Raw genomic sequence first — 26,242 nt, 5'->3', positions numbered from 1 at the left:
AGCGACTACCACTTCCAGCTCAGCGCGATCTACCCGGAGCGGATCTACTGCACGCAGTACGACGAGTCGGACCTGCATTTCGTCCAGCGCCTGTGCGAAGAGGAGGGGATTCACTACCACTTCCAGCACACGTCCAGCGGCCACAAACTGACCTTCGGTGATGACCAGACGGTGTTCCCGAAACTGGCGCCCGTGGCCTATCAGCAGGACTCCGGGCTGGTGGCGGACAAACCGGTGGTCAAGCGTTTCGGCTTGCGCCTGGCGACCCGCACCAGCCGCACTACGCGGCGCGATTACGACTTCGTCAAACCGAAGATCGAGCTGGAAAGCGACGCCAAGAGCAGCGCCCAGCCGGACCTGGAAGATTACGATTACCCGGGCCGTTTCGTGGACCGCGAGCGCGGCAAGCACCTGGCCAACCGCAACCTCGAACGCCACCGCAGCGACTATCGCCTGGCCGAGGGCAACAGCGACCAGCCGATCCTGGTCTCCGGGCATTTTCTGGCCCTGACCGACCACGCCAACCCGACGTGGAACGACCTCTGGCTGCTCACTGAAATCTTCCACGAAGGCAAACAGCCGCAAGTGCTGGAAGAGTCGGTGACCAGCGACACCACCGACAACAAAGACGATTTCCATCAGGGCTATCGCAACCGCTTCAACGCCATCCCGTGGGACGTGCCGTACCGTCCGCCGCTGGACCACCCGAAACCCAAGGTTCTGGGTTCGCAAAGCGCCGTGGTCACCGGCCCGGAAGGCGAAGAGATCTTCTGCGACCAGTACGGCCGGGTGAAGGTGCAGTTCTTCTGGGACCGCGAAGGCCAGCACGACGACAAGACCACCTGCTGGATGCGCGTGGCCTCCAGCTGGGCGGCTGAAACCTTTGGCTCGATCAACATTCCGCGGGTCGGCATGGAAGTGCTGATCACCTTCCTCGAAGGCGATCCCGACCAGCCGCTGATCACCGGTTGCCTGTACCACGGCGCCAACCTGCCGCCGTACAAACTGCCCGACTTCAAGACTCTGGCCACGGTCAAAAGCAAGGAATACAAGGGCAGCCGCGCCAACGAACTGCGCATCGACGACACCACCAGCGAAATCAGCATCGCGCTGCGCAGTGATCACGGCGCGAGTGCGATCAACCTTGGTTACCTGACCCACCCGCGCCCAAGCGGCGGCCAGCCGCGCGGCGAAGGTTTCGAGTTGCGCACCGACCGCCACGGCGCCGTGCGCGCCGGTGCCGGCCTGCTGATCACCACCGAGCCGCGCCCGAACGAATCGAAGCACCACAAGGACCTGCCGGAAACCGCCGAACGCCTGGCCACGGCCAGCGATCAACAGGACGGTTTCGCCACGCAGGCCAAAGAGCTGCAAGCCCAGGAAGCGGGCGACCAGGACGACGTGGCCAAGGCCTTGCACGCCCAGCATCAAGGCGTACTCGGCTCGGGTCCGGCAAACCTCACCGCCAACGAATTCCCCGAGTTCACCGAGCCGCATCTGGTGCTCGCCAGTCCGGCCGGCATTGCCCTGACCACGCCGCGTTCCAGCCACATCGCCACCGGCGAACACCTGGCGCTGAGCAGCACCGGGCACACCAGTTTTTCCATCGGCAAACGCCTGCTGGCCAGTGCCAGTCGCGGCATGCGCCTGTTCGTGCAGAGCATGGGCTGGCGGCTGGTGGCGGCGTCCGGCGACATCGACGTCAAGGCACTGAAGGACAGCATCAACCTGCTGGCCAAACTCAACATCACCGCCAACGCCGACCGCATCACCATCACCGCCAAGACCGAACTGGTGATCCAGGGCGGCGGCAGCGCCACCACCTACAACGCCGGCGGCATCACCCACGCCACCAGCGGCCCGTACACCGCGCATGCGGCGAACTTCGCCTACACCGGGGCGAAATCCTTGGCGGGCGTGTTCCCGGAACCGCCGAAACCGGGCAAGGGCAATCTGGAGCTGTTCAACCAGTACGCCGGGCGTCAGGGCATCAAGGAAGGCGATTACGAAGTCATCGATGCGCTGGGCAAAAGCATCAAGGGCAAGCTCGACGGCAAGGGCTTCGCCAGCGTCGCCGGCGCCGCACCGGGGCCGGCGCGCGTGCTGTTCGGCAAGGATCCGGCGGACACCTGGAGTGAAGGCAGCTACATCGGCAAACCGGAATGGCCGTTGAATCCACCGGGCGCTGAGGACGTGCCGAGTCAGGTGCAGGCGATGGTCGCGCAGGCGCTGCCGAGCAAGAACTGGGATCTGTTGGAGAAGGGCAAGGAATTGGCACAGACAGGGATGGGTGCGATGCAAACAGCGCAGCAGGTGAAGGGCGCCGTGCAGGGCGGGGTGGCGGGGCTGCCGAAACTGGCGAGTGCGGCGATGCCGAGTGCTTCCGGACTTCTCGGGGCGGCGAGCAAAGCGGGCAAGTTGCCAACGCTTCCGGCTCCAGCCCTGCCAAAAACTTCTATTAAAACCCCGGGCCTGCTGGCGGGTGAGATGCTGTCATGACCACTGAAAATGCTGTTGTAAAACGGGAGCCTCAGGTTGCCATTGTTCCCCTGAATGCCATCGATATTCAGGATGTCGCCAGCGGTGCGGCGACTTTCGACGCTTGGCTTCAATCCGCCAGCGGCGGGGTGGTCACCCTCGACCGGATCAAGAACGTTGCCGGTGCTTTACCCGTGGTGGGCAACATCATGGCGCTGGTCGATGCGCTGGGTGACATCGTCACGCTGTCGAACGCGCAGAAACGCGACCTGCTGGCCTGGGCGAGTCTGGGCATCAACCTGATTGGTGTTTTGCCGCTGCCACCGGCGATGGCGGCAGCCCGAATGACCCTGCGTCCGACACTGTTCCTGGTGCGCCAGGAGATGAAGGCCAGCAGCAAGATGCTGATCAGTTCGTCGGTTATCGAAATCCTGATCGGGCATTTGAACGAGTCCATCATCGGCACGCTCGACGATTTCGTTGAACAGGCCAAAGGCAAGCTGCCGGGCATTCTGGCGGACGCCGGCAAGCTGGGTGAAGACGTTATCAACGAGATCGCCAAAGGCCTCGAGACGGTGGCCAATGGCAAGCTTGATGCCAAGGGCGATCTAAACGCGGCCAGCGCACAAGCGAGTGCAGCGGTCGATCAATTCAAGAATGATCCCCTTGCATCGTTCGGCAACATCTTCGGCGCCGCGTGCAGCGCTTATAAGGCCGCAGGCAAAGGCTTGGCCAACAGTGCGGCCGATCACCTGCTGCCCGATGACGTGAAGAAGCGGGTTGCCACGGAAACCGCAAAACTGCGGGCTATGGGCCCGGAGCTGCGCACCCAGTTGAGCAAGCTGGACGATGAGTCCGTTCAGAACTCCATCGGCTGGTTGCTGTTGATACTGTCCAGTGCCGTGGCTCTGTGGCGCAAGCGCAATGCCCATGGTCAAGGGGCCGGTGTCAAGCCGGATCAGACCAGCCAGGCCAAGCGCACGGCCTCGGAAGGTGCCTTGGGAGCGACGGGCCGACAGGCTCCGGCGACTCACGCGGCGGATCCGCAGAAAAACGGCACTTGCATCAGTACCTGTCACAGCATCAATTTTGCACTGGGTTCAGAAAGCCTTAGCCATACCGATTTCAGCCTGCCCGGCCCCTTCCCGATCGAGTGGACCCGAACTTACAACTCCCGCCTCGACGCCTACGATCAGAGCGATCTCGGTGCCCGCTGGATCAGCGAGTTCACCACACGTCTCGACTGCGTGGACGATGGCCTGACGTTCTACGACGCCGATGGCCGCGACCATAGCTATCCGTTGCCCAAAGTCGGTCTGTTTCACTACGACGCCATTGAAAACATCACCCTGGTTCGCAGTGGCGAGGAGCAGTTGCTGTTGTGCCGTGGTTTCGAACGCAAGGAAACCTACGTCCGCCGTGGCCAGCGTTATGTACTGACCCACATCGCGCTGCGCAACGGCGCCGGGATCATGCTGCATTACGAGCATCGCTATGGCGAACACTCGGTGCTCTCCGACCTGATCACCTATCAGGAAAACGACACCAGCAAGGTGCACTTGCACCTCGGCACGATGATCGACGATCACGGCCGGTTTATCGGCCTCTGGCAGATCGTTGACGGTGCTCCACTACGGCAGCTCTGCGCCTACCAGTACGACACCTATGGCGACCTGAGTCAGGCTCAGGACGAGAACGGTTCGGTTTGGTCATATCAGTTCCAGCATCACCTGATCACCCGCTATACCGACCGTACCGGACGCGGTATGAACCTGGAGTGGGACGGCCCCGGTGCCAAGGCCAAAGCTATCCGCGAATGGGCCGATGACGGCAGCTTTGATACGCGTCTGGAGTGGGACGAAAACATTCGGTTGACCTATGTCACCGATGCATTCGGCAACGAAACCTGGCACTACTACGACATCCTTGGCTACACCTATCGTATCCGACATCCCGATTTGCGTTCGGAATGGCTGTTTCGCGATGACGCGAAGAACGTTATTCGTCACGTCAGAACTGATGGGAGTGTCGCGCGCTTTAGTTATGACGAGCGCGGAAACATGCTTGAGCATATTCGACCTGATGGGAGCGTTACGCATTTTGCTTACGATGATCAGGACCTGCTCGTAAAGATCAGCGACGCCGAGGGTGGTCAGTGGCAACGCGCCTATGACGACCAAGGCAACCTGGTCGAAGCGCTCGATCCGCTGGGCAACAAAACTGAATACGCCTACAACAAATCCGGTCACCCCACCGCGATCAAGGACGCCAACGGCAACGAAAAGACGTTGGATTACAACGACGCCGGGCAACTGGTCGAGTACGTCGACTGCTCAGGCAAGACCAGCGCCTGGGAATACAACGAACTGGGGCAGATGATCTGCTTCACCGACGCTGCTGGAAACGCCACCGAATACGAATACAAGGCCGGCCAACTGGTGCTGATCAAGCACCCGGACAAGACTGAAGAACGCTTTGAACGTGACGCCGAAGGCCGGCTGTTGACGCATGTCGACGGTCTTGATCGCTGCACCACCTGGAGCTACAGCGCGGCCGGTTTGATCGCCGAACGTGTCGATGCCGCCGAGCAAACCCTGCGCTATCGCTGGGACCGTCTCGGACGGCTAACGGCCCTGGAAAACGAAAACGAGCAACGCGCACACTTCCACTACGACCCCGTCGGACGCCTGTTGGAGGAACGCGGCTTCGACGGCCGCTCTACGAGCTATCTGTATGATCCCGAGACTGGACGTCTGGCGCATTCTGTCACCGGTGGCCGCACGATCTCGTTGAACTACGATTCAATGGGGCGGCTGATTGAGCGCCATGCCATCTTGGGCGATCAGTCACAAAGCGAGACCTTCGCTTATGACGGCAACGGCAATCTGGTTATGGCCAACAATGCCGATAGTAGATTGCAATGGTTCCACGACCCGGCCGGTAATCTGTTGCGTGAGCATCAGTATTATCTCGGCCCCGAGAAACCTACAGTCGCAATCTGGCAGCACGAATACGACGTGCTTAACCAGCGTGTCGCCACGGTACGCCCGGACGGCCATCGCGTCAGTTGGCTCACCTACGGCAGTGGTCACCTGCTGGGTATGCGTCTTGACGAGCATGAACTGATCGGCTGTGAACGCGATGACATGCATCGCGAAGTCGCCCGCCACCAAGGCAACAATCTTGTACAAACTCAAAGCTGGGATCCGGTAGGACGCGTACAGGAGCAGTTACTAGGGCGCAGCGATGATAAATCAACATTGCTAAAGCGCGAGTACAAATACGATGCTGCCGGCCAACTGATCGATATCAACGACAGCCGTCGTGGCCCGCTCGCCTATCGCTATGATCCCGTCGGCCGCCTGCTCAGCGCTGCAACACGGCAAGGCGTGGAAACGTTCTCCTTTGACCCGGCCGGTAACCTGCTGGATGACAAGACTGCCGAAATCCGTCGTCCTCTGGATCTGACGCCACCGCGCAGCAAACTGGTCGACAACCTGCTGCGCGAATACGCAGGTACTCACTACGATTACGACGAGCGTGGCAACCAGATTCAGCGCTGGCACAACGGTCAACGCAGCGATCTGCAGTGGGACCTGTTTGATCGACTGGTGCATTTCGAAGACTCGCGTCTGAGCGTGGATTTCGCTTACGACGCGTTGGGACGCCGCCTGCACAAAAACTCTCGTGCGCATTACCAACAGCGCCCCGAAGCCGGTTCACTCTGGAACAGTAACGAGCACGCTCGCAAGCAGCGGGAGCTAGGCTGCGGCTTTACCCTCTACGGTTGGGACGGCGACAACCTCGCGTGGGAAAGCACTCAGGCACAGGGCGATGGCGAGCCGGGTCGAACGGTTCACTACATCTTCGAACCAGGAACCTTTGTTCCAGTGGCTCAAGCTGTGCGCCACGCGCCGATCAAGCTCATGGGGCAGCCTGATTACGGCGGTGAGTACAGCCTTGATGACGATCCAGTATGGAACCACCAGGCCACGGCATTACCGTTCGATGCGTTGGCCTGGTATCAGTGTGATCATTTGGGGACGCCGCAGGAACTGACGGATTCACAAGGCAACATGGCTTGGACCGCGCAGTACAAGGCGTGGGGGCAGGTGACGGAGCAGCGTTCAGAATGGGCGCGCCAGCATGGCGTGATGAACCCGATACGGTTCCAGGGGCAGTATCACGATCATGAGACGGGGCTGCATTACAACAGGTATCGGTACTATGATTCGCAGGTCGGTCGGTTTGTAAGCAGAGATCCGATCAGTTTCGGCGGGGGGACGAATTTCTACCAATATGCGTCCAACCCAGTCATGTGGACGGATCCACTAGGCCTCGCTGCGGACGGGCAGTTAGGTACTTACGGTAGTATGAATGGTGGCAGTAACGTAGGTGATCAGTTGGAAGTTCATGAGCTAGTCAGGCATGAGTCTCTGGTTCAGATGGGATGTGCGAATAAAAGGCGGCGCAATAAAGCGAATCCGTCGATTGCCGTTGACCCCACAAGACATGATGCGATTCACTCGAACGAAACCGCTTTGGCGCGAACTCATCTAGGCTTGGGCGTTAATGAATTTGATTTTGACCCTGCCACGGGTAAACCCTCTAAACGGCAAATGGACGTTTGGCAAGGAGCCATCCGTCAGTCCGGAATATCAGCTTCGCAGGCCAGACGTCTGCGCAAGCGCTCTGGTCAATATGTAAACTCGCTTAATTGCTGCTGTGATCAATAAAATAGCGGAGAGATACAGATGTTTAATGAGTTGGTTTTTACCCAAGAGTCGCCTACGAACGCTGATGCCTATGCAGGCGGAGGCGTCTATCTGCCGAGTGATGTGGTTTGGCCTCAATCGACAGAGGGACAGCCACTTACACATTTTATCTCTTTTCCTGGTGCATGGTTTTCAGATGCGCTAGTGGATGAAACTTATTGGGTCTCGGTATTTATACCGTACCTACCGGGAGAGGTTGGACATTACAGAAAGCTGAGAGCCATCAATGGGGTGTCCGAAGCCGTTGTTATAGGGTATTTTCGATCAAGCGAAGAGCGGAATGAAGCGTCTAATAAAATAATGGATTGCGGAAAAATCCTGCTTTCGTCGAATCCCGATTCTGATGATGATGAAAATTTGGCGTCTAAACTTGATGGTGTAGATGCTTGGTTACAGGCACCTATATCATCAAGTGTAGGGCGCAGACGGCTGTCTATTTATGGTGGGGATGTAGATGTTTCTCTCCCCAATAACAAAGGCATACTATCTGATGGTATGGGCTATCTTTTCCTGGATGATGAGTTTGCAGGGAAAAAAGGAGCCGGGTGTGGTAGGTTTTTTCTCCAGCTAGGTTAGTCGAACGGTTTTTTAAGAAATAATGATGGGTACAGCCGTTACTGTGTCAGGAGTTGGCGAGATTTGTTGGGGGTGGGTTTGTTTTTGAATCACTTTTACATTATATAAATCTGTCATCTCGTGGTCACATTTAACGGTGTGAGCGGATCTATTATGAGCGATGTTTTTCACAAAATTATTTTTGAGCTGACACCTGATGAAAATGATTATCCGCCAGTCTCTGCTGAGTCGATTTGGGGGATCTATAAGGGGAACGATCTTTACCAAATTGATAACACGCCGTACTACGTCTATGGTGTTAGTAAGGGTGATTGTGTACAGGCAAAATCGAATGAGAATGAACTGATAGCGACGAAGGTTGTAAAACAGGGTGGGCACTCGACAGTCAGAGTGTTTGCAAGCGATGTCGAAAAAAAAGCAAGTATTATCAAGACGCTTGAGCAGCTTGGCGCTTCGTGTTCATCTAATGAGGAAATGTCATTGTTTACGGTGGATATTCCTGAGGAATGTAATTTTTCAGCGCTCGACGAGTATCTTTCGTCTATTGCGGATGGAGAAAATATTGCCTATGAGGATGCTTGTCTTCAGCACTGTGAAATCGAACCCTATCGTATGACTGAATGTTTGTCGTTAGCATCCATTCCATTTGCGACGCACTAATTTCAAAGCTAGGTTTTGCGGTTGTGTTGAGTTGGTACTGTTTTAGATGATTGAGCAAAGGGGGGGATAAATAAAGGGGGACAGATTTATTTTTGCATCACTTTTGCATTATATAAATCTGCCACCTTTAACGGTGCCTGGGGCGGGACAGATCAGAGTTAGGTAAACAGGAATCGTCATGGAGTATTACGTACTTTCTCAAAAGGAAGAGCCTGGCTGTCCAGTTGGCTTCTTGCATGCGGATCTATACGATAAGTTTTATCCAGATACCAAGGGGGTTGAGTTTGGTTTGTTTTCTTGGTATGCCGAAAAAATTAATTACAAGACTCATACTCCCTATCCAGAGGGTATGGTGCTGATATCTAAAGACACGTTTTATGATTTCGATATCCGCAGTGTTTCGCGTTTTTATATAGTTAGTGATGATTTTTTGTCTCTTTGCAAAGTTCTTAATGTTGAGATTGCAGATAGTGTGCCTATTCAGGTGGTTTCGGCAAGTGGGGAGGTAATATCCTCAAGACAATATAATGCGGTTCTTTTTAAAGAGCTCAATGCCAGGTCTGATACTGACCCGGACTCTACATTTGTCGAGGAAGATGGATTGATTTTCAGATTCAAGAAGTTGATTCTGTCTGAGTCCTTTGAATGCGATCTATTTAAGTTTAAAGGGTTGGTTGCTGGAAGTAATACATTGATTTGCTCAGGCGTTTTTAAAGCGCATGCGACAGGGCTTAAAGGAATAGAGTTTACTCCTTTGAAGAATGTGATTTGGTCGGCTGTCAAGCCGATTTGAGGAGGGCGCTATGTACAGTCGGTGCGGCAAGCCAAGAAAAGTGCGAGCACTTAGTATCGCTGGGGCACGAAATTTAGTTTCGCGTGCAGGCGGTCTGGGTTTATGAGCAACTATGTGCTTTCGCAACGGGAGGAGATCGGTTGTCCGGTAGGGATTTTGCACGCCGACCTATTTGACAAGTTTTACCCAAGCACAAAGGGTGTGGAGTTTGGCTTTTTTCCTTGGTATGCAGAGCAAGGAAGGCCCGGTCCGCGCACGCCATTTCCTGAAGGAATGGTTTTGATATCAAAGGATAAATTTTACGATTTCGATATTCACAGTGTCGGGCGTTTTTTCTATGTGGTCAGTGACGAGTTTCTGGAGGCTTGTCGCAGTGTTAACGTCAATATTGTGGATAGTGTAAGAATTCAAGTGCTTTCCGAGGCGGGTGAGCGAATTTCCGCAAAAAATTACAATGCTGTGTTTTTTGAAGAGTTGGATGTCCGGCAAGATTGCGATCCTGCATCTACATTTGTAGAAGAAAACGGCAGGCCCATAAGGTTCAAGAAATTGATTCTTCCAGATGGTTGGAAACTTGATGTGTTCAAATATAAACGGCTTATTTCCGGTAGTGACAGCCTGATCTGTTCTCAATCATTCAAAGACTTGGCGGCTAACTTCAAAGGTATTGAGTTCATGCCGTTGGAAGACGTGCTTTGGTCTGGTGTCAAACGAATCTGACCTTCATCAACTGATCCGGCATTCTTTACTATGATGCCTGCCTATGAGGGGTGGTTTTTGTCGCCCTCTCGTCATTGAATGAAGGCGTCGTGCTCGAAAAACGCGGACTTGAGCCCGAATGAGTGTGAGCTAGCGACCAATAGTCAAAGGAGTGGCAACATGAAAGACGCAATCCGCCTCGGCGACTCCACCACCCACGGTGGCAAGGTGCTCGAAGCCTTCTCCCGGACCGACCTCAACGGCAAGCCGATTGCCGGGGTCGGCCACAAGGTCAGTTGCCCGTTGTGCAAAGGGATTTTTCCGATTGCCGAGGGCAGCAGCACCTACACCGTCGATGGTGTGCCCATCGCGCTCGACGGCATGAAAACTGCCTGTGGGGCGGCGCTGATTGCCAGCGGGCCCAAAGGTGCCGTTGTCAGCTAAAACCATACTTGTACATTGATTGCCATCTTCATGACGCGGCCTTTTCGGCGCGTTTTTTGATAAGAAATGCTTCAACCAAAGCAGAGTTCAAAACCCTCCAACATTTAAAGGAATAAATATGAAGACCGCTTCTTTGATTCTCGCCATGGCAGCCGCTTTTGGCACCAGCATGCTCGCCCACGCCGAAGGGCAAGACGCCGTCACCCTGAAAGGGATATACGACAACGGCCGCAACATGTCAGGCCTGATCAAAAGCTGCGTCGACAAGGGGTTCCTGAAAGCAGATAGCACCGAGAACGCCAACAAGATGGTTGCATTCGTTGGCAACATGCCTGGCGATTTCGACAAGCGTGACGGCGATAAAAACGAACAGTTTGGCCGTAAAGGCGAAGTGTTCACGGATGGGGAATACAAGAGCCTGGAAAGCAACCTGCCGCCGAACCTCACCCTCAAACAATGGTGCGAACAGGCCGATCAAGGCATGCGCGAAGGGTTGAAACGCGTCGGTCTGTAGCAGTCCGCCGATTCAGGACCGACGGTAACGGCAAGCCGATTGCCGCGGTCGGTCCTGAGGTCAGTGGAGCCCCCTCGATAGACAGACCTAAGCTAATGCAAAAAAGATATTTGTTCGGATTTTTATATATCGTTTAGTTTTGATTCACAGACGAATCAAAGCATCAAACCGACAGACCCCCGATTGCCATGACGGCACACGCTGAATCGATCACAGGCTCTTCAGGTTTGATTCACACGGGAGTGAATCATGCCGCACACCTCAGACATCACCGCATTACCCATCCTGGACTTGTCCCTGCTCGACGGTACGCCGCAGCAGCGCCAGACCTTTCTCGATGACTTGCGCCACGCCGCACGCGACGTCGGTTTTTTCTACCTGACCGGTCATGGCATCGACGCTGGTCTGCTCCAGCAAGTACAAGACCACGCACGCCAATTCTTTGCCTTGCCTGACAACGAGAAAACCGCCGTCGGCATGGTCAATTCCCCGCACTTTCGCGGTTACAACCGCGCCGCTTCGGAGATCACTCGCGGCCAGCCTGATCAGCGTGAACAGTTCGATCTGGGCGCCGAGCGTGACGTCTTGCCGTTGACGGCCGACAGTCCGCTGTGGGCGCGCCTGCAAGGCCCCAATCAATGGCCGGAAACGCTGCCACAACTCAAGCCGTTGCTGCTCGATTGGCAGCAAGCAATGACCCAAATGTCTTTGCGCCTGTTGCGCGCTTTTGCCCAGGCGCTCGCGCTTCCGGAAGACGCCTTCGACCAGTTGTACGGCGATAAACCCAACGAACATATCAAGTTGATTCGCTATCCCGGGCAGCCCTCGAAGGCGAGCAATCAGGGCGTCGGCGCGCACAAGGATTCGGGCTTCCTCAGCTTCCTGCTGCAAGACCAGCAGGCCGGTCTGCAAGTGGAAATCGAAGACGGTCGCTGGATCGATGCGCTGCCTCGCGAAAACACCCTGGTGGTCAACATCGGCGAGCTGCTGGAACTGGCCACCAACGGTTATCTTCGCGCCACGGTGCATCGCGTGGTTTCGCCGCCAGCGGGCAGTGAGCGTTTGTCCATTGCGTTTTTCCTCGGCGCGCAACTCGACGCGGTCGTGCCGCTGTACCCGCTGCCGGCGGTGTTGCTGCGCGAAGCGCGGGGACCGGCGAGCGATCCGCTCAATCCTTTGTTCCGTGACGTCGGCTGGAATTATTTGAAGGGCCGACTGCGCTCCCATCCCGATGTCGCGCAGCGCTTCTATGCCGATGCGTCGAATACTCAGACACCGCTTCGCAAGACCGCCAACGCCTGATTCATCACTCGCAAAAGGACTCTTCGCATGTTGAAAAAAACAGGTTTGACCCTGGCCGTCCTCGGCGCGCTGGTGACTTCATTCAGTGCTCAAGCGCTAGAGCCATTGCGCGTTGCCGCCGACCCGGTGCCACACGCACAGATCCTGGCCTACATCCAGAAAATCGATCCGCAACTGAACCTCAAGGTGATCGAAATCCCTCAGGGTGTGAACTCCAACGAGCTGTTGGTGCACGGCGATGTGGACGCCAATTACTTCCAGCATCTGCCGTATCTGCAATCCCAGGAAAAGGCCCTCGGCGAGAAACTTGCGGTGGCCGCGACGGTGCATATCGAGCCGCTGGGGATTTACTCCCATCGCCACAAAACCTTCGCCCAAGTGCCGGACAAAGGCACCGTCGCCGTACCGAACAACGTCACCAACCTGAGCCGTGCGCTGTACCTGTTGCAGGACAACGGCCTGATCAAGCTCAAGCCCGGTTTCAATGATCCGGCGGCCGATCAGGCAACGCCCAAGGACATCGCCGAAAACCCGAAACACCTGAAGATCCTCGAAATCGAATCGCCGCAACTGCCTCGTGCGCTGGACGACGTGGACCTGGCGGTGATCAACGGTAACTACGCGCTGGAGGCCGGTCTGGTGCCGGCCAAGGATGCGCTGGGCCTGGAGAAAGCCGAGCACAACCCTTACGCCAACATTCTGGTGACCACGCCGAAACTGGAAAACGATCCGCGCATTCAGCAACTGGCCAAGGACCTGACTTCGCCGCAAGTCGCCAAATACATCGCCGAGAACTTCAAGGGCTCGGTGATCCCGGTGGCGGACGCCAAGCCATGATCCTCGTCGAGCAGTTGAGCAAGACTTACCCGTCAGCGCCGACACCGGCGCTGGATCAGGTATCGCTGAGCATTCCCGATGGTGCGATCTACGGGATTCTCGGGCGCAGCGGCGCGGGCAAGTCGACGCTGTTGCGCTGTCTCAATCTGCTCGAACGCCCGGACTCCGGGCGGATTCTGCTGGACGGCGAAGACCTCACGGCGCTGTCCGACCGTGAACTGCGCCGGCAACGTCAGCGCATCGGCATGATTTTTCAGGGCTTCAACCTGCTGCATTCACGCAACGTGTTCGACAACATCGCAGTGCCGCTGGAAATCGCCAAAGTCGCTAAACCACAGCGTCACGAGCGGGTTCGGGAGTTGCTGGATCTAGTGGGGTTGAGCGACAAGGCCGAAGCCTTTCCTTCGCAACTGTCCGGCGGGCAGAAGCAGCGGGTGGGCATCGCCCGGGCCTTGGCGGCGCGTCCGGCGTATCTGCTGTCGGACGAAGCCACCAGCGCTCTCGACCCGGAAACCACCGCGTCGATTCTGGAGCTGTTGCGCGATATCAACCGGCAGTTAGGTTTGACCATTGTGCTGATCACTCACGAGCTGGATGTGGTCAAGTCGATCTGCGATCACGCTGCGTCCATGGCCAACGGAAGATTGGTGGAGGCGGGGCCGGTCGCCCGATTGCTGGCGACTCCGGATTCCGCGCTCGGTGCCTCGCTGCGGCCCAGTTGCGGTTTACCGCTGGGGCACGACGCGCCGGGGCTCAGTTTTCTCCGACAATACGGCGTACGGGCGGCCCACTCATGAACCGTACCGTCGACTGGAATGAAATCCTGCAACTGGTGCTCAACGCCACCGGCGAAACCCTGTACATGGTGCTGCTTGCCGGGCTGTTCACGCTGTTGATCGGCCTGCCGCTGGGCGTTTTGCTGTTCATCAGTCGCCGTCAGGGTTTGTACCCGTTACCCCGGATCAATCAGGCATTGGGCGCGGTGATCAACCTCGGTCGGTCGCTGCCGTTCGTGGTGATGCTGATTGCCCTGATCCCGCTGACCCGGCTGGTAGTAGGCACCACGTTGGGCAGCACGGCCGCCGTGGTACCGATCACTATTGGAGCCTTTCCGTTTTTTGCGCGGATCGTCGAAAACGCCTTGGACGAAGTTGAAAAGGGCCGGATCGAAGCGATCCTCGCCATGGGTGGCGACATCCGTCATGTGATTTTCAAAGTGTTGTTGCCCGAAGCGCTACCGGCGTTGCTGGCGGGCGTCACCCTGACGCTGGTGATGCTGATCGGTTTTTCCTCCATGGCCGGCGTGATCGGTGGCGGCGGACTGGGCGATCTGGCGATCCGCTACGGCTATCAACGGTTCAACAACGAAGTGATGGTCGCCACCGTCGTGGTGCTGGTCATCCTCGTCCAGGGCGTGCAGAGCCTGGGCGATCGGCTGGTGCGATCGCTGGCTCATCGACGTTGAAGGTCGGTTGCAGGCTTACTTTTTGAGGGGCGTGACGAGCGCCGTTTCGTCGGTGTCGAGGACGAACACCGCCAGCAGGCGCGCAGGCTGGGTGTCGCTGGCGTTGGCACTCACCAGGTGCACGGAACCCGGTTCCTCGACGAAGTTTTCGCCGACGTGGTAGATCTTTTCCGGCTCGCCTTTGACTTTGATGCGGAACGAGCCTTCCAGAACCGTGGCGTAGATAAAGGCAGTTTTCGGATGAGTATGGGACGGCGATGCCGCTCCCGGCCCATATTCGACGACCACACCCCTCATGCTTTTGCCGGGGATGTTGGGAATCGGCCGATCAAAGACCACCGAGACCTTGCCGGCGGGTGGCTCGGCGGCCGATGCGGCGCTGATCGACAACGCTGCGAAAACGGCGCTCAACAAAAATCGAATAACCATGATTTTTCTCCTTGGCAAAAAGGGAAGGGAATGGCGCGAATGACTATCGCGCGGTCGACCGAGCGATCCAGTCTTCAAAACGGATGGCACCCAGGCGCGAGTGCTTGCCGGTGACCAGCGATTGATCGTCGAGCAACGTCCCGTAGTAGCGTGCATGCACGTCCGGTACGACCTTGCGGTTGTCCTGGCTCGCCTGCAGGAAGCGTCGGACCAATTCGTCCAGCGGCAGTGCTTCAGGCCCGCCGACATCCACTGAGCCGTTGAGCGGGGCGGCCAGAACGACGTCTGCCAGCGCCGCCACCACGTCGTCAGAAGCAATCGGTTGAATCAGCGCTGGTGGCACGCGAAGTTCATCGGCGACGGCAAAGGATTCAGCGATGCCACCGACAAATTCGAAAAACTGCGTGGCCCGCAGGATCGAGTAAGGCATGCCGGATGCCTTGATCAGGTTTTCCTGGGCCACCTTGGCGCGCATATAGCCGGCCTCGGGCAAGCGTTCACAACCGACAATCGACAGTGCAACGTGATGACGCACCCCGGCAGCTGCCTCGGCCGCCAGCAGGTTACGGCTCGAGGTTTCGAAGAAGTCGAGGACGGCCTGATCCTCCCACGACGGAGCATTGGCCACGTCGACCACAACATCGGTGCCGTCCATGGCGGCCGCCAGACCTTCGCGGGTGATGCTGTTGACGCCCGTGCTGGGGCTGGCGGCGAGCACGTCATGGCCGCGCTCGCGAAGAAGGTTCACCAGTTTCGAGCCGATGAGGCCGGAGCCTCCGATAACGACGATCTTCATGGGGTCTCTCCTCGATGACGCCAACCATTGGCGTCGTTGGAATGGAGAGTGCCGGTGCAGGGGAGAGAAGTCCTTGTGGCGACCTTGGGTTTGCCTTGTCGAACCCTTGCATTTTTGTCCAGCCAGCGCCCCGGAGTGGACGCAGTGGCGTGTTCAAGTCAGGCGTATTATCGTTCTCGACCTCTCACCATCTGTCGCCCGGGACACGGAGTTGAAGGCGCGTCGCAAAAGGACGTTCGCTGTGCCATTCACGTTTGAAGACTATGTACTGGATCAGGAACGTCGCGAGCTGACCTTGCGCGGGCAGGTCGTGGCCGTCGGCCCGCAGGTCTTCGATCTGTTGCTGCTGTTCGTCAACAACCCCGAACGCGTGCTGAGCAAGGACGAATTGCTCGGCACGGTATGGAGCGGGCGCATCGTTTCCGAGTCGACGATCACCAGCCACATCAACGCCGTGCGCAAGGCTATCGGTGATACCGGCGAGGAGCAGCGTCTGCTGCGCACGGTCGCTCGCAAGGGCTATCGTTTCATTGGCCAAGTCAGTTCCGATATGACCGAGCCGGTGCCTGACACCGACGAGGGCTCAACTGCATCTCCCCGCGTATTGGCGCTGCCGGACAAACCCTCGATCACCGTCCTGCCTTTCTACAATCTGAGCGGCGATCCCGAACAGGATTACTTTGCCGACGGCGTCGTGGAGGACATCATCGCGGCGTTGTCGCGTCTGCGCTGGTTGTTCGTCATCGCACGCAATTCGAGCTTCACGTTCAAGGGGCGCACGGTAGATGCCCAAGGAGTCGGGCAGGAACTGGGCGTGCGCTATGTGCTGGAAGGCAGTGTGCGCAAATGCGGAAACCGGGTGCGCATCACCGGGCAACTGATCGACGCCACGAGCGGGGCACACATCTGGGCCGAGCGTTTCGAAGGCACCCTCGACGACATCTTCAAGCTGCAGGATCAAATCACCGAAAGTGTCGTCGGGGCCATCGCGCCACAACTGGAGCGCGCGGAGATCGAGCGCGCCAAACGCAAACCGACGGAAAGCCTGGACGCCTACGATTACTACTTGCGCGCCATGGCAAAGCTGCACAGCGGCACCCAGGAGGCCATCGAGCAGGCGCTGCCGATGTTCTACAAGACCCTCGAACTCGATCCGGAATTCGCATCGGCCTATGGCATGGCCGCCTGGTGCCACTTCTGGCGCAAGCTCAATGGCTGGATGACGGATCGGCCGGCCGAGATCGCCGAGGGCATTCGCCTGGCGCGTCTGGCGGTTACGCTGGGGCGCGATGACGCTGTGGCGTTGACGCGCGGCGGACATGCGCTTGCGCACCTGGCGGGGGATGTGGACGCCGGCATCGCATTGCTCGACCGCGCGCGCCTGCTCAATCCCAATCTCGCACCCGCGTGGTTTCTTGGCGGAATTCTGCGTGCGCTTCGCGGTGAAACCGCGCCGGCCATCAAGGACTTGAACCATGCTGCGCGCTTGAGCCCGCTGGACCCGGAAATGTTCAGAATGCACGTCGGCATGGCTCTGGCGCATTACTTCGCCGGGGACTTCGAGGCCTCGGCAGATTTCGCCGAAAAAGCCTTGGGCAACCTGCCCACGCTGCTGGTAGCTGCGGCGCTGGTAGCGGCCAGTCATGCGCTGGGCGGGCGTCCGGATAAAGCCCGCTGGGCGATGCAGCGTTTGCAGACGCTGAATCCGGTGTTGCGCCTTGGCCACCTCAAGGACTGGCTGCCGATTCAACGGCCCGAGGATTTTGCCCGGTTCATTGAAGGGCTTCGACTCGCGGGGTTGCCGGAGTGATGGCTTGAGTGTACCTGCTCCGATCTCGCGGACATGCACGGCGGTACCGGGCCTAAGCTAATACCAAAACGGTATTTGTTTGTTGTTTTTAAGATCGTTTAGCTTTTACTGACTCACCAATCAGACTTTCAAATAATAGAACCCTCGATTGCCATGACGGCACGCGCTGAATCGATCAAAGGCTCTGCAGAATTTTCTTGCTGATGGGCGCCACACACTGGCCCATCGACTTTAAGGATTTGTATGAGTGCGCCTGTCGCCGTGGCCTCCGAGCCGCTGATTCGTGTACGTGAACTGAGCAAGACCTTCGGCTCGAATCGCGCGCTGGATCGGGTCAGTCTGGAGATTTATCCCGCCGAAGTGGTTGCGTTGCTGGGCGCCAACGGCGCGGGCAAGTCGACGCTGGTGAAGATCCTCGCCGGCAGCCAATCGGCCGACAGCGGCGAGATTCAGGTCGACGGTCAGCCCCGGCAATTCAACTCGCCGCTATCCGCTCGGCGGGTCGGCATCGTTGCGGTTCATCAACAGATCAACGAGGGCATCGCGCCGGGATTGAGCGTGGCGGAAAACCTGTTGCTCGATGAACTGTGCCGGCCGGACGGTGACTTCTGGCTCAACCGCAAACGACTGCTGGAACGCGCCGCGAACATTGCTGCCGGGCTCGGTCTGGTGCTGCCGCTGGAACAACCGATCGAACACCTCGGCCAGGCTGAGCGGCAACTGGTGGTGCTGGCCCGCGCCTTCGCTCTGCAGCCACGGTTGCTGATTCTCGACGAACCGACAGCAGCGCTCTCGGATGCCGAAGCGCAACGCCTGTTCGGCCTGATCGACACGCTGCGCAGCCGGGGCGTGGCGATCGTTTATATCTCCCATCGCCTGTCGGATCTGCAACGGGTGGCCGATCGCGCCATCGTCCTGCGTGACGGGCAACTGGCCGGTGAATTCAGTGCCCGGCAACTGCCTCAGGCACTGGAAGCCATGCTCGGTCAGGCGCTGGAGGCGCATGTCTATACGCCGCGAGCGGCCGGGCGCGAAGTGTTGAAGCTGCAAGACGTGAAACTGCTGCCGCGCACCCGAGCCTTCGACCTGACCCTGCATGAAGGCGAAGTCGTGGTGCTGAACGGATTGCTCGGTGCCGGCAAAAGCGAGATCGCCGAAGTGCTGTTCGGTCTGCGCAAACCCTTGTCCGGATCATTGCAACTGGATGGCGCCGACTGGCAACCGGGCTCGCCTCGGGAGGCGATCCAGAGTGGCGTGTTCTTCGCCGCCGAGGATCGCGCGAGCCAATCGTTGGTGCCGGACTTTTCATTGCGCCGAACCCTGACCCTGCCGTTCCTCGAACGCTTCACCCGGAGCGGTTTCATCCGCAACCGCGCCGAAGCGGCAGCGGTGGAAGCACAAGTCGCAGCGCTGGGAATCAAGACCGCTGGCATCGATGTGCCGATGGGCGCGTTGTCCGGAGGCAATCAACAGAAAGTCGTGCTCGGCCGCTGGCTGCTCGGCGAGGGCAGGGTGTTGATCCTCGATGAGCCCTTTCAAGGCGTTGATGTGCGTGCCCGACGCGAGATCGGTCAGCTGCTGCGTGATAGCGCCGACGGTCGTGCCACGCTGGTGATCTGCTCGGACGTCGATGAGGCGCTGGAGATCGCCGACCGGATTCTGCGGGTGCGCGATCACGCGGTGGTGGCCGAGTACCCGCGTGCCGGGCTGGATCGCGCCACCCTGGTCGCCGCGCTGGCCGGCACTGATCCAGAAAATTCTTTTGTTCAAGCCGCGCCAAGGAGTAGAGCGAGTGCCTGATTCGAGTTCCCTGTTGTCATCCGCCCCGGCGCCGTCCGAGCGCTTCGTGCAAGCGCTGATTCGCTACGGGCTGCTGTGGGTGCTGGCGTTGATCGTGGTGTTTTTCAGTGTCGCGGAACCGGCGTTCCTGCGGGTCGGCAACCTGTTCAGCATCTTGCAGTCGGTGTCGATTGTCGCGCTGCTGGCGCTCGGCGTGACCCTGACCATGGCCGTCGGCGGGCTGGATCTGTCGATCGGTGCGGTGGCGGCCATGAGCCTGATGATCGCCAGTTACGTGATGGTGGTGCTCGGTTGGGGCGCGGTGCCGGCGGTGCTGATCAGCCTGGCCGGTGGCGCGCTGGTCGGGCTGCTCAACGGCTGGCTGATCGTGAAGATGCGCGTGCCGGACATTCTTGCAACGCTCGGCAGCATGTTCCTGGTGATCGGCGTGCAACTGATTCCCACCGGCGGACGCTCGATTGCGGTGGGCATGACCCTGCCCAATGGCGACGAAGCCGAAGGCGCGTTCAGTGCGTTGTTTCTGGCGCTTGGGCGCGGGCGGCTGTGGGACGTCGTGCCGATTCCGGTGTTGATCACGGCGGTTGTCGCGGTGGCGGTGTGGCTGTTTCTCGAACGCACGCGCATCGGTCGGTTGTTCTATGCGATTGGCGGCAACGAGCAGGCGGCGCGTCTGGCCGGTGCGCCGGTGCAGCGCTTCAAGCTGCTCGCTTATGTGCTCTCGGCGCTGCTGGCGTCGCTCGGCGGATTGTTGTTGGCGGCGCGCCTGGGGCGCGGCGATGTCAGCTCCGGCAACGGTCTGGTGCTGGATGCACTGGGTGCAGCGCTGATCGGTTTTGCCGTACTCGGTGCGAAGAAGCCCAACGCGTTCGGCACGCTGGTCGGTGCGTTGCTGGTGGCCTCGTTGCTCAACGGCCTGACCATGCTCAACGCGCCGTATTACGCGCAGGATTTCGTCAAGGGACTGGTGCTGGTGCTGGCCCTGATGTTCACCTTCGGCCTCGCGCATCGGGCGCGCTGAGCCGGTTCATTGAAGCTTCAAGGAAAGATCCATGCACGGTTCAATCAAGCAGTTCGCACGCCATTGTCTCGCTGGTGCCTTGCTCTCGGCACTGGCGCTCAATGCCCAGGCCAAAGCCTTGCCGGGGGCGCCGGCACCGTTCGACAAAGGTCAGGTACAGATCGCGCTGGTGGGTTATCTGTTCTCCGGGGATTTCCCCGAAGCCTACCTGCGCGGCGTCGAGAGACAGACCGAAGCGCTGGGCGCCAACCTGCGGGTGTTCGACGCCCGGCAACAGGCGGCCAGCCAGGGCGAAATGATCGATCAGGCCGCCGACCTTGGCGTCGACGGGATCATCGTGCAACTGGGTCTGGCGGAAACCCTCAAGGGGCCGATTGACCGTGCGTTGGCCAAAGGCATCAAGGTGGTTGCGTTTGACGTCGACCTGAACACGCCACAAGTGACTCAGGTTGAGCAGGACCACCACGCGCTGGCGCGTCTGGCACTCGATCAAGCAGTCAAGGACAACGGCACCCGTTTCGACGCCGGGTACGTCTACATCAGCGGTTTCACACCGATGGAACGCCGCGACGAGATCTGGAGCCAGGTCAAGGCGAGCAATCCGGGGATCATCGAGAAGGCTCGATTTGGCACGCTCAATCCGCCGATTGCCAACTCGGTGGCCGATCAGGCCAGCGCCGTGCTGCGGGCCAATCCGGGAATCAGCGTGATCTTCGCGCCGTTCGACGAGTTCGCCAAAGGCGCGAAAATCGCCGTGGACGAGGCGGGTCTGAGCAGCAAAGTGAAGATCTACAGCGCCGACATTTCCACCGCCGACATCCAGATCATGAAAGAGCCGAACAGTGCCTGGGCCGCGACGGCAGCGGTCAATCCGCAAGTGGCCGGCGCGATCAGCGTGCGCAGTCTGGCGCTGCTGATCGCCGGGGAAAATCCGGGACACAAGGTGCTGGTACCGCCGACATTGATCACCCGCCAGCAACTGCTGGATCTGGACGTGAAAAACGTGCGGGATCTGGGGCAGAAACTGCCGTCCTTCGGCGATACCGCCAATGTGGCGCGAGCGTCGTGGATTCCAGTGGCGAACTGAGGAACCGACATGCACGACAAGGCTGCGCGTCTGCGCAAAAGCCGTTCGCCGCAAGCCGATGTGGCGCTGGGCGAACGGCTGCCGCCGGGGCAGGTGCTGACGGAGCGTTTCCCGATCCTGCACGAAGGCGAGGTGCCGGCGTATGACCTGGCGACGTGGTCACTGCGCCTGTTCGGCACCTTGGCAAACCCGGTCGAGCTGACCTACGCCGATCTGCAAGCGCTGCCGCAACGCTCGTTGCAATGCGACATTCATTGCGTGACACGCTGGTCGAAGTTCGACACCCGCTGGAGCGGGGTGCACCTGCAGGATCTGTTGCAGACCCTGGACATCCGGCCGACGTCGTCCTTCGTCATGGCCTACGCCGATCACGATTACCAGACCAACCTGCGTCTCGAAGATCTGTTGCACCCGGACAGTCTGCTGGCCACTCATTACGACGGTCAGCCGCTGACTGCGCAACATGGCTGGCCGCTACGTCTGGTGGTGGCAGGTAGGTACTTCTGGAAGAGCGCGAAATGGCTGCGCGGGCTCGAGTTCACCGATCAGGAGCAACCGGGCTTCTGGGAGCGCAACGGCTTTCATTTGCACGCTGATCCGTTCATTGAACAGCGCTTCAGCGGTGATGCGCTGGACATAGCCGAAGATGCCTGGCGGGAAAAGGATTTCGACTGACGGCATTTAACTTCGCGCCGAAAAAAACACAGATTAAAAACGTGCTCTACAACAGCGTGGCGTGAGTTTTTGTGCGTGATTAGTTGTTCGTTAGTTGGTTGTTCATGTTGTTGCGTAAACACAAGTGTTGCTCAGGCAACACTCCGTTCGTTGGGCATAACCTAAGCGTTATTGGTTCTTTTGCGGCGGGCGACCGCTCATCTAGGATCAGTAAACAGGGGGTTCTACTAACTTTGGGGTTCTTGCACTCTAACAGTCGATAGTTGTTCGACACACTTCGCTGCCTTTCTGAACATCAAAACTACAGCAGAAATTACCGTGCACTGATTGCCGACGCTTAATGATTCGGCAGCGGCCGGTTATTAACTGCGATTCAAGGAGCTGTCACATGATTCACCGTTCCCGTTCATTACTGGCCGTCGCTGTTGTCAGTGCGATCTGGCAACTTCCCGCACAAGCCGAAGACCCTTCTGCCCGCGCTGACGATGACACACGGTTGGGTACCGTGCTGGTCACCGGCACCCGTGGCACCGCCCGGACGGTGCTGGATTCACCGGTACCGGTGGACGTGCTGACTGCCGAAGACCTGAAGACCGCCGGCGCCAGTGACGGCGAGTTGGGTCAGGCGTTGCAGACGCTGTTGCCGTCGTTCAGTTTTCCGCGTCAATCCAACTCCGGCGGTGCCGACCATGTGCGTGCCGCGCAGTTGCGCGGCATGAGCCCGGATCAGGTGCTGGTGCTGGTCAACGGCAAGCGTCGGCACACCTCGGCGGTGGTCAACGACTCGTCGAAAATCGGTCGCGGCACGGCGCCGGTGGATTTCAACTCGATCCCGATCAGCGCCATCAAACGCATCGAAGTGCTGCGTGACGGCGCCGGTGCGCAGTACGGCTCCGACGCGATTGCCGGGGTGATCAACATCATCCTCGACGACGCCCCCGAGGGCGGTGAAGTGTCCACCAGCTACGGCGCCTATCACACCCATCAGGACGCCATTGGCAAAACCACAACCGACGGCCAGAACAGCGTCACCACTGCCAAGATCGGCACGCGGCTGGGCGAAGAGGGCGGCTTCATTCGTGGCGGTACCGAGTACAAGAATCGCAACCCGACCAACCGTGCCGGTTACGACGGTTTTGCCGACACACCGAACCAGCGCAACTACGTGATGGGCGATGGCATCGCACGGGACGTCAACCTCTGGTTCAACAGCGAATTGCCGCTGGCTGGCGGCAAGGCTTATTCGTTTGGTACCTACAACCAGCGGCACACTACAGGTGCCGAGTTTTATCGCTATCCGTCCGAGCAGCCGCAGTTCTACCCCAACGGTTATTTGCCGCAGTCGATCGGCGACAACAAGGACATCTCCGCCACGGCCGGTTTCAAAGGCCTGATCGGCGACGACTGGGACTTCGACAGCAGCGTCACCCACGGTAGCAACCGTTTCGATGGAGCCACCCGGCGCACCCTCAACGTCAGCCTGGGCGAAGACTCGCCGACCCGATTCGACACCGGCGATTACGAGTTGCGCCAGACCACCGCCAACCTCGATTTCAGCCGTGAACTGCGGCTGGGCGGACGCTCCTTCGTCCTCGCGCTCGGCAGCGAATACCGCTACGAAAACTACCTGACCTACGCCGGTGACGAGGCCTCTTACATCGGCTCCGGTGCAGACGGCGCCAACGGTTTGCGCCCGAGTGAAGAGTCGGACCTGGACCGCAACGTGTTCGGTACCTACGCCGAATTGTCCGGTGATCTCACCGACCGTTTCTTCGTCGATGCCGCCACGCGTTGGGAGCATTACGACGACGCCGGCAGCAAACTCACCGGCAAGCTCAGTGGTCGCTACAAGTTGACCGAGCAGTGGGCGTTGCGCGGTGCGATATCGAACAACTTCCGTGCGCCATCGCTGGCGCAAAGTGGCTTCCAGAGCACCACCAGCAACTTCGGCGACGGCGGCACGCTCACCGACATTCGCGTGCTCTCGGTCAACGACCCGATCGCCCGTGCCCTCGGTGCGCAGAAGCTCGATCCGGAAACTTCGAAGAACTACAGCCTCGGCCTGACGTTCCAGTTGAACGAACGTTTCGACGCGTCGCTCGACGTGTTCCGCATCGACGTCAAGGATCGCATCACGCTCTCGCAACGCATCGGCAGCGACGCGCTGGAAAGCTACATCAATGACAACTTCGGCGTGGCGGGCGTCCACGATGTGAACTTCTTCACCAACGCCGCCGACACCAGCACCCACGGCGCCGAACTGGTGCTCAACTATCACCAGCCGTTCTACGAAGGGCAACTGGGCCTGACCACCGCGTACACCTACAACCACACCAAAGTCACCAGCACCAAGGGCACGCCGTCGCAACTGACCGCGTTGGGGATCGGCAACGATGCACTGGTCGGCGTCGAGGAAACCAACACCCTCACCGATGCGGCACCGAAGGATCGCTTCGTGTTTTCTGCCAACTGGGCCAGCGAACATTGGGGTTTGCTCGGCCGTCTGACTCGTCAGGGCGAGACCACCCGGGTGTTCGATTTCGGCGATTCGCAGCCTGAGCAAACCTACGGCGCGGTGTGGCAACTGGATGCCGAGGTGACCTACAAATTCACCCCGAAATTCAGCGTCGCCCTGGGCGGCAACAACCTGACCGACAACTACCCGGAACGCTCCGGCTCGGCCATCAACTACGGCGGCAACCTGCCGTACGACGTGCTCTCGCCGATCGGCACCAACGGCGCTTACTACTACGCCACCGCCACCTACGGCTTCTGAGTCTTGCCGCCAAGGATGGCGGATCATCAGCGGGAACCTTCATGACTCAAACCAATGGCCCCAAGCGGCATCTGCCGGTATTCCAGGCATTGCTGATCACGCTGGGCATGGTCATCACTACCGACATCCTCAAAACCGCGCCGACCGTTGCCTTGAACGTCGGGCCGGAACATTTCTATTGGGTCTGGGTCCTCGGCGGATTGGCGTCGATGGCCGGGGCCTTGTGCTTCGCCGAGATGGCCACCGCATTTCCGCACCCGGGCGGTGACTATCATTTCCTGCGCACCGCCTATGGCGAGCGCATGGGTTTCCTGTTCGCCTGGTCGCGCTTCTCGGTGATGCACACCGGGTGGATCGCGTTGTCGGCGTTCATGTTCGCCGATTATTTCAACGCGGTTTTTCCGCTGGGACAGTACGGATCGGGACTGTTTGCCGGCGCGATCATTGCCGCACTGGTGCTGCTGAATCTGACGGGCAAGCACATCGGTTTCATCACCCAGACCGTGCTGGTGGGGCTGCTTGCTGTGGGCTTTCTGAGCATTGCCAGCGCCGGTGTGTGGCTGGTGTGGCAGGGCGTCGAACCGCTGGCGCCGAGTGCGCCGGTCACACCTGAGCACACGGGGGCGGCAGGATTTTCCGCTGCGATGATCTTCGTGTTTCTGGCCTTCGGCGGCTGGAGTGATGCGGCGACGCTGTCCGCCGAAGTGCGCGATGGCCGGCGCGGAATCTTCATCGCCATGCTCGGTGCACTGACGGTGTTGATGGCGATCTACCTGGCACTGAACTGGGCGTTCGTCCAAGGCCTGGGGTTCGAAGGCCTGGCCGCGAGCAACGCGCCGGCGGTGGAGTTGTTGAACCGCGCATTCGGTGCGCCGGGTGTGATGCTGATTCTGTTGATGGTCGGTATCGCGGCCATCGCCACCATCAATTCAACGCTGTTGGTCGGTGCCCGCACAACGTACGCCGCTGCCCGCGACGTGCCGCAACTGCGTCGCTTCGGTGAATGGGACGAACGCGATGGCGTGCCGCGCAAGGCCTTGCTGGCCGAGGGCGCGGTGGCGTTGTTGCTGGTGTTGTTCGGCAGTTTTACCCAGAGCGGTTTCAACACCATGGTCGAGTACCTGACGCCGGTGTACTGGTTGTTCCTGAGTTTGAGCAGCCTGGCGTTGATCATCCTGCGCAAGCGTTTTCCCGAGGTGCCACGGCCGATCAGGGTGCCGCTTTATCCGGTTTTGCCGCTGCTGTTTTTTGGGTTGTGCGTGTACATGCTGTATTCCAGCGTGACGGTGGTGGGGTTGGGGGCGTTTC

Annotated in this window: 21 protein-coding genes; 19 read left to right on the top strand and 2 right to left on the bottom strand. The window is 58.9% G+C overall.

The features are described 5' to 3' along the window. The 12 genes from AC3WRD_RS29010 to AC3WRD_RS28955 all read left to right on the top strand — a co-directional run. A partial coding sequence (locus AC3WRD_RS29010) for a type VI secretion system tip protein VgrG (RefSeq protein ID WP_492574062.1) occupies nucleotides 1-2,499 on the top strand: 2,499 nt, incomplete at its 5' end. After that, the gene (locus AC3WRD_RS29005; protein ID WP_256580672.1) at nucleotides 2,496-7,214 is read left to right on the top strand and encodes an RHS repeat-associated core domain-containing protein; all 4,719 of its coding nucleotides are present in this window, start codon (nucleotides 2,496-2,498) and stop codon (nucleotides 7,212-7,214) included. The genes AC3WRD_RS29010 and AC3WRD_RS29005, both read left to right, overlap by 4 nt. 18 nt (nucleotides 7,215-7,232) lie before the next feature. Beyond that, nucleotides 7,233-7,829, top strand: coding sequence for a hypothetical protein (locus AC3WRD_RS29000; protein WP_102622746.1), 597 nt, complete (start codon nucleotides 7,233-7,235; stop codon nucleotides 7,827-7,829). Between the two features lie 153 nt (nucleotides 7,830-7,982). After that, nucleotides 7,983-8,489 (top strand): DUF4265 domain-containing protein, encoded by a 507-nt coding sequence (locus AC3WRD_RS28995; protein WP_102622745.1) that lies wholly within the window; start codon nucleotides 7,983-7,985, stop codon nucleotides 8,487-8,489. A gap of 178 nt (nucleotides 8,490-8,667) precedes the next feature. Further along, complete coding sequence (locus AC3WRD_RS28990) at nucleotides 8,668-9,282, top strand: Imm43 family immunity protein (protein WP_102622744.1); 615 nt, start codon at nucleotides 8,668-8,670, stop codon at nucleotides 9,280-9,282. Between the two features lie 102 nt (nucleotides 9,283-9,384). Continuing rightward, complete coding sequence (locus AC3WRD_RS28985) at nucleotides 9,385-10,002, top strand: Imm43 family immunity protein (protein WP_102651375.1); 618 nt, start codon at nucleotides 9,385-9,387, stop codon at nucleotides 10,000-10,002. A 159-nt stretch (nucleotides 10,003-10,161) separates the two neighbouring features. Next, nucleotides 10,162-10,425, top strand: a complete 264-nt coding sequence (locus AC3WRD_RS28980) for a PAAR domain-containing protein (RefSeq protein ID WP_096821618.1) — start codon at nucleotides 10,162-10,164, stop codon at nucleotides 10,423-10,425. Nucleotides 10,426-10,543: 118 nt separating this feature from the next. Beyond that, complete coding sequence (locus tag AC3WRD_RS28975) at nucleotides 10,544-10,939, top strand: hypothetical protein (protein WP_096821619.1); 396 nt, start codon at nucleotides 10,544-10,546, stop codon at nucleotides 10,937-10,939. A gap of 249 nt (nucleotides 10,940-11,188) precedes the next feature. Then, entirely contained in the window at nucleotides 11,189-12,241 is a 1,053-nt protein-coding gene (locus AC3WRD_RS28970) for an isopenicillin N synthase family dioxygenase (protein ID WP_102622742.1), read from the top strand. Between the two features lie 27 nt (nucleotides 12,242-12,268). Continuing rightward, on the top strand, nucleotides 12,269-13,078 hold the full coding sequence (locus AC3WRD_RS28965) for a MetQ/NlpA family ABC transporter substrate-binding protein (protein WP_096821621.1): 810 nt from the start codon (nucleotides 12,269-12,271) through the stop codon (nucleotides 13,076-13,078). After that, entirely contained in the window at nucleotides 13,075-13,875 is an 801-nt protein-coding gene (locus AC3WRD_RS28960; RefSeq protein ID WP_102622741.1) for a methionine ABC transporter ATP-binding protein, read from the top strand. Before AC3WRD_RS28965 ends, AC3WRD_RS28960 begins: the two co-directional genes overlap by 4 nt. Next, nucleotides 13,872-14,543 carry a methionine ABC transporter permease gene (locus AC3WRD_RS28955; RefSeq protein WP_102622740.1) on the top strand — a complete coding sequence of 224 codons (672 nt, stop codon included), beginning with the start codon at nucleotides 13,872-13,874 and terminating at the stop codon, nucleotides 14,541-14,543. Before AC3WRD_RS28960 ends, AC3WRD_RS28955 begins: the two co-directional genes overlap by 4 nt. Before the next feature lie 15 nt (nucleotides 14,544-14,558). On the opposite strand, the gene AC3WRD_RS28950 is transcribed toward AC3WRD_RS28955, so the two are convergent. Beyond that, entirely contained in the window at nucleotides 14,559-14,972 is a 414-nt protein-coding gene (locus AC3WRD_RS28950; RefSeq protein ID WP_096821624.1) for a cupin domain-containing protein, read from the bottom strand. Between the two features lie 43 nt (nucleotides 14,973-15,015). Further along, complete coding sequence (locus AC3WRD_RS28945; RefSeq protein WP_102622739.1) at nucleotides 15,016-15,768, bottom strand: SDR family oxidoreductase; 753 nt, start codon at nucleotides 15,766-15,768, stop codon at nucleotides 15,016-15,018. 241 nt (nucleotides 15,769-16,009) lie between these two features. Here AC3WRD_RS28945 and AC3WRD_RS28940 point away from each other — a divergent pair, with 241 nt between their 5' ends. From AC3WRD_RS28940 to AC3WRD_RS28910, 7 genes are all read left to right on the top strand, one after another. Continuing rightward, the gene (locus AC3WRD_RS28940; RefSeq protein ID WP_102622738.1) at nucleotides 16,010-17,578 is read left to right on the top strand and encodes a winged helix-turn-helix domain-containing tetratricopeptide repeat protein; all 1,569 of its coding nucleotides are present in this window, start codon (nucleotides 16,010-16,012) and stop codon (nucleotides 17,576-17,578) included. A 243-nt stretch (nucleotides 17,579-17,821) separates the two neighbouring features. Beyond that, complete coding sequence (locus AC3WRD_RS28935) at nucleotides 17,822-19,378, top strand: sugar ABC transporter ATP-binding protein (protein ID WP_102622737.1); 1,557 nt, start codon at nucleotides 17,822-17,824, stop codon at nucleotides 19,376-19,378. Further along, nucleotides 19,371-20,396, top strand: coding sequence for an ABC transporter permease (locus AC3WRD_RS28930; RefSeq protein ID WP_096821627.1), 1,026 nt, complete (start codon nucleotides 19,371-19,373; stop codon nucleotides 20,394-20,396). The genes AC3WRD_RS28935 and AC3WRD_RS28930 overlap by 8 nt, the downstream gene beginning before the upstream one ends. Before the next feature lie 31 nt (nucleotides 20,397-20,427). Further along, nucleotides 20,428-21,483, top strand: coding sequence for a substrate-binding domain-containing protein (locus tag AC3WRD_RS28925; protein ID WP_102622736.1), 1,056 nt, complete (start codon nucleotides 20,428-20,430; stop codon nucleotides 21,481-21,483). Between the two features lie 9 nt (nucleotides 21,484-21,492). Beyond that, nucleotides 21,493-22,158 carry a sulfite oxidase-like oxidoreductase gene (locus AC3WRD_RS28920; protein ID WP_102622735.1) on the top strand — a complete coding sequence of 222 codons (666 nt, stop codon included), beginning with the start codon at nucleotides 21,493-21,495 and terminating at the stop codon, nucleotides 22,156-22,158. 388 nt (nucleotides 22,159-22,546) lie between these two features. Then, nucleotides 22,547-24,934 (top strand): TonB-dependent receptor plug domain-containing protein, encoded by a 2,388-nt coding sequence (locus AC3WRD_RS28915; protein WP_102622734.1) that lies wholly within the window; start codon nucleotides 22,547-22,549, stop codon nucleotides 24,932-24,934. A gap of 41 nt (nucleotides 24,935-24,975) precedes the next feature. Continuing rightward, on the top strand, nucleotides 24,976-26,242 hold a 1,267-nt coding region (locus tag AC3WRD_RS28910; RefSeq protein WP_102650880.1), incomplete at its 3' end, for an APC family permease.

The sequence above is a fragment of the Pseudomonas sp. FW215-R2 genome, assembly GCF_058789255.1.
This window is presented reverse-complemented; position numbering and strand designations above follow the sequence as displayed.

Coding starts and splice junctions, on each gene's coding strand:
- AC3WRD_RS29005 (WP_256580672.1), top strand. CDS start 2,496: ATGACCACTGAAAATGCTGTTGTAAAACGGGAGCCTCAGGTTGCCATT.
- AC3WRD_RS29000 (WP_102622746.1), top strand. CDS start 7,233: ATGTTTAATGAGTTGGTTTTTACCCAAGAGTCGCCTACGAACGCTGAT.
- AC3WRD_RS28995 (WP_102622745.1), top strand. CDS start 7,983: ATGAGCGATGTTTTTCACAAAATTATTTTTGAGCTGACACCTGATGAA.
- AC3WRD_RS28990 (WP_102622744.1), top strand. CDS start 8,668: ATGGAGTATTACGTACTTTCTCAAAAGGAAGAGCCTGGCTGTCCAGTT.
- AC3WRD_RS28985 (WP_102651375.1), top strand. CDS start 9,385: ATGAGCAACTATGTGCTTTCGCAACGGGAGGAGATCGGTTGTCCGGTA.
- AC3WRD_RS28980 (WP_096821618.1), top strand. CDS start 10,162: ATGAAAGACGCAATCCGCCTCGGCGACTCCACCACCCACGGTGGCAAG.
- AC3WRD_RS28975 (WP_096821619.1), top strand. CDS start 10,544: ATGAAGACCGCTTCTTTGATTCTCGCCATGGCAGCCGCTTTTGGCACC.
- AC3WRD_RS28970 (WP_102622742.1), top strand. CDS start 11,189: ATGCCGCACACCTCAGACATCACCGCATTACCCATCCTGGACTTGTCC.
- AC3WRD_RS28965 (WP_096821621.1), top strand. CDS start 12,269: ATGTTGAAAAAAACAGGTTTGACCCTGGCCGTCCTCGGCGCGCTGGTG.
- AC3WRD_RS28960 (WP_102622741.1), top strand. CDS start 13,075: ATGATCCTCGTCGAGCAGTTGAGCAAGACTTACCCGTCAGCGCCGACA.
- AC3WRD_RS28955 (WP_102622740.1), top strand. CDS start 13,872: ATGAACCGTACCGTCGACTGGAATGAAATCCTGCAACTGGTGCTCAAC.
- AC3WRD_RS28950 (WP_096821624.1), bottom strand. CDS start 14,972: ATGGTTATTCGATTTTTGTTGAGCGCCGTTTTCGCAGCGTTGTCGATC.
- AC3WRD_RS28945 (WP_102622739.1), bottom strand. CDS start 15,768: ATGAAGATCGTCGTTATCGGAGGCTCCGGCCTCATCGGCTCGAAACTG.
- AC3WRD_RS28935 (WP_102622737.1), top strand. CDS start 17,822: ATGAGTGCGCCTGTCGCCGTGGCCTCCGAGCCGCTGATTCGTGTACGT.
- AC3WRD_RS28925 (WP_102622736.1), top strand. CDS start 20,428: ATGCACGGTTCAATCAAGCAGTTCGCACGCCATTGTCTCGCTGGTGCC.
- AC3WRD_RS28920 (WP_102622735.1), top strand. CDS start 21,493: ATGCACGACAAGGCTGCGCGTCTGCGCAAAAGCCGTTCGCCGCAAGCC.
- AC3WRD_RS28915 (WP_102622734.1), top strand. CDS start 22,547: ATGATTCACCGTTCCCGTTCATTACTGGCCGTCGCTGTTGTCAGTGCG.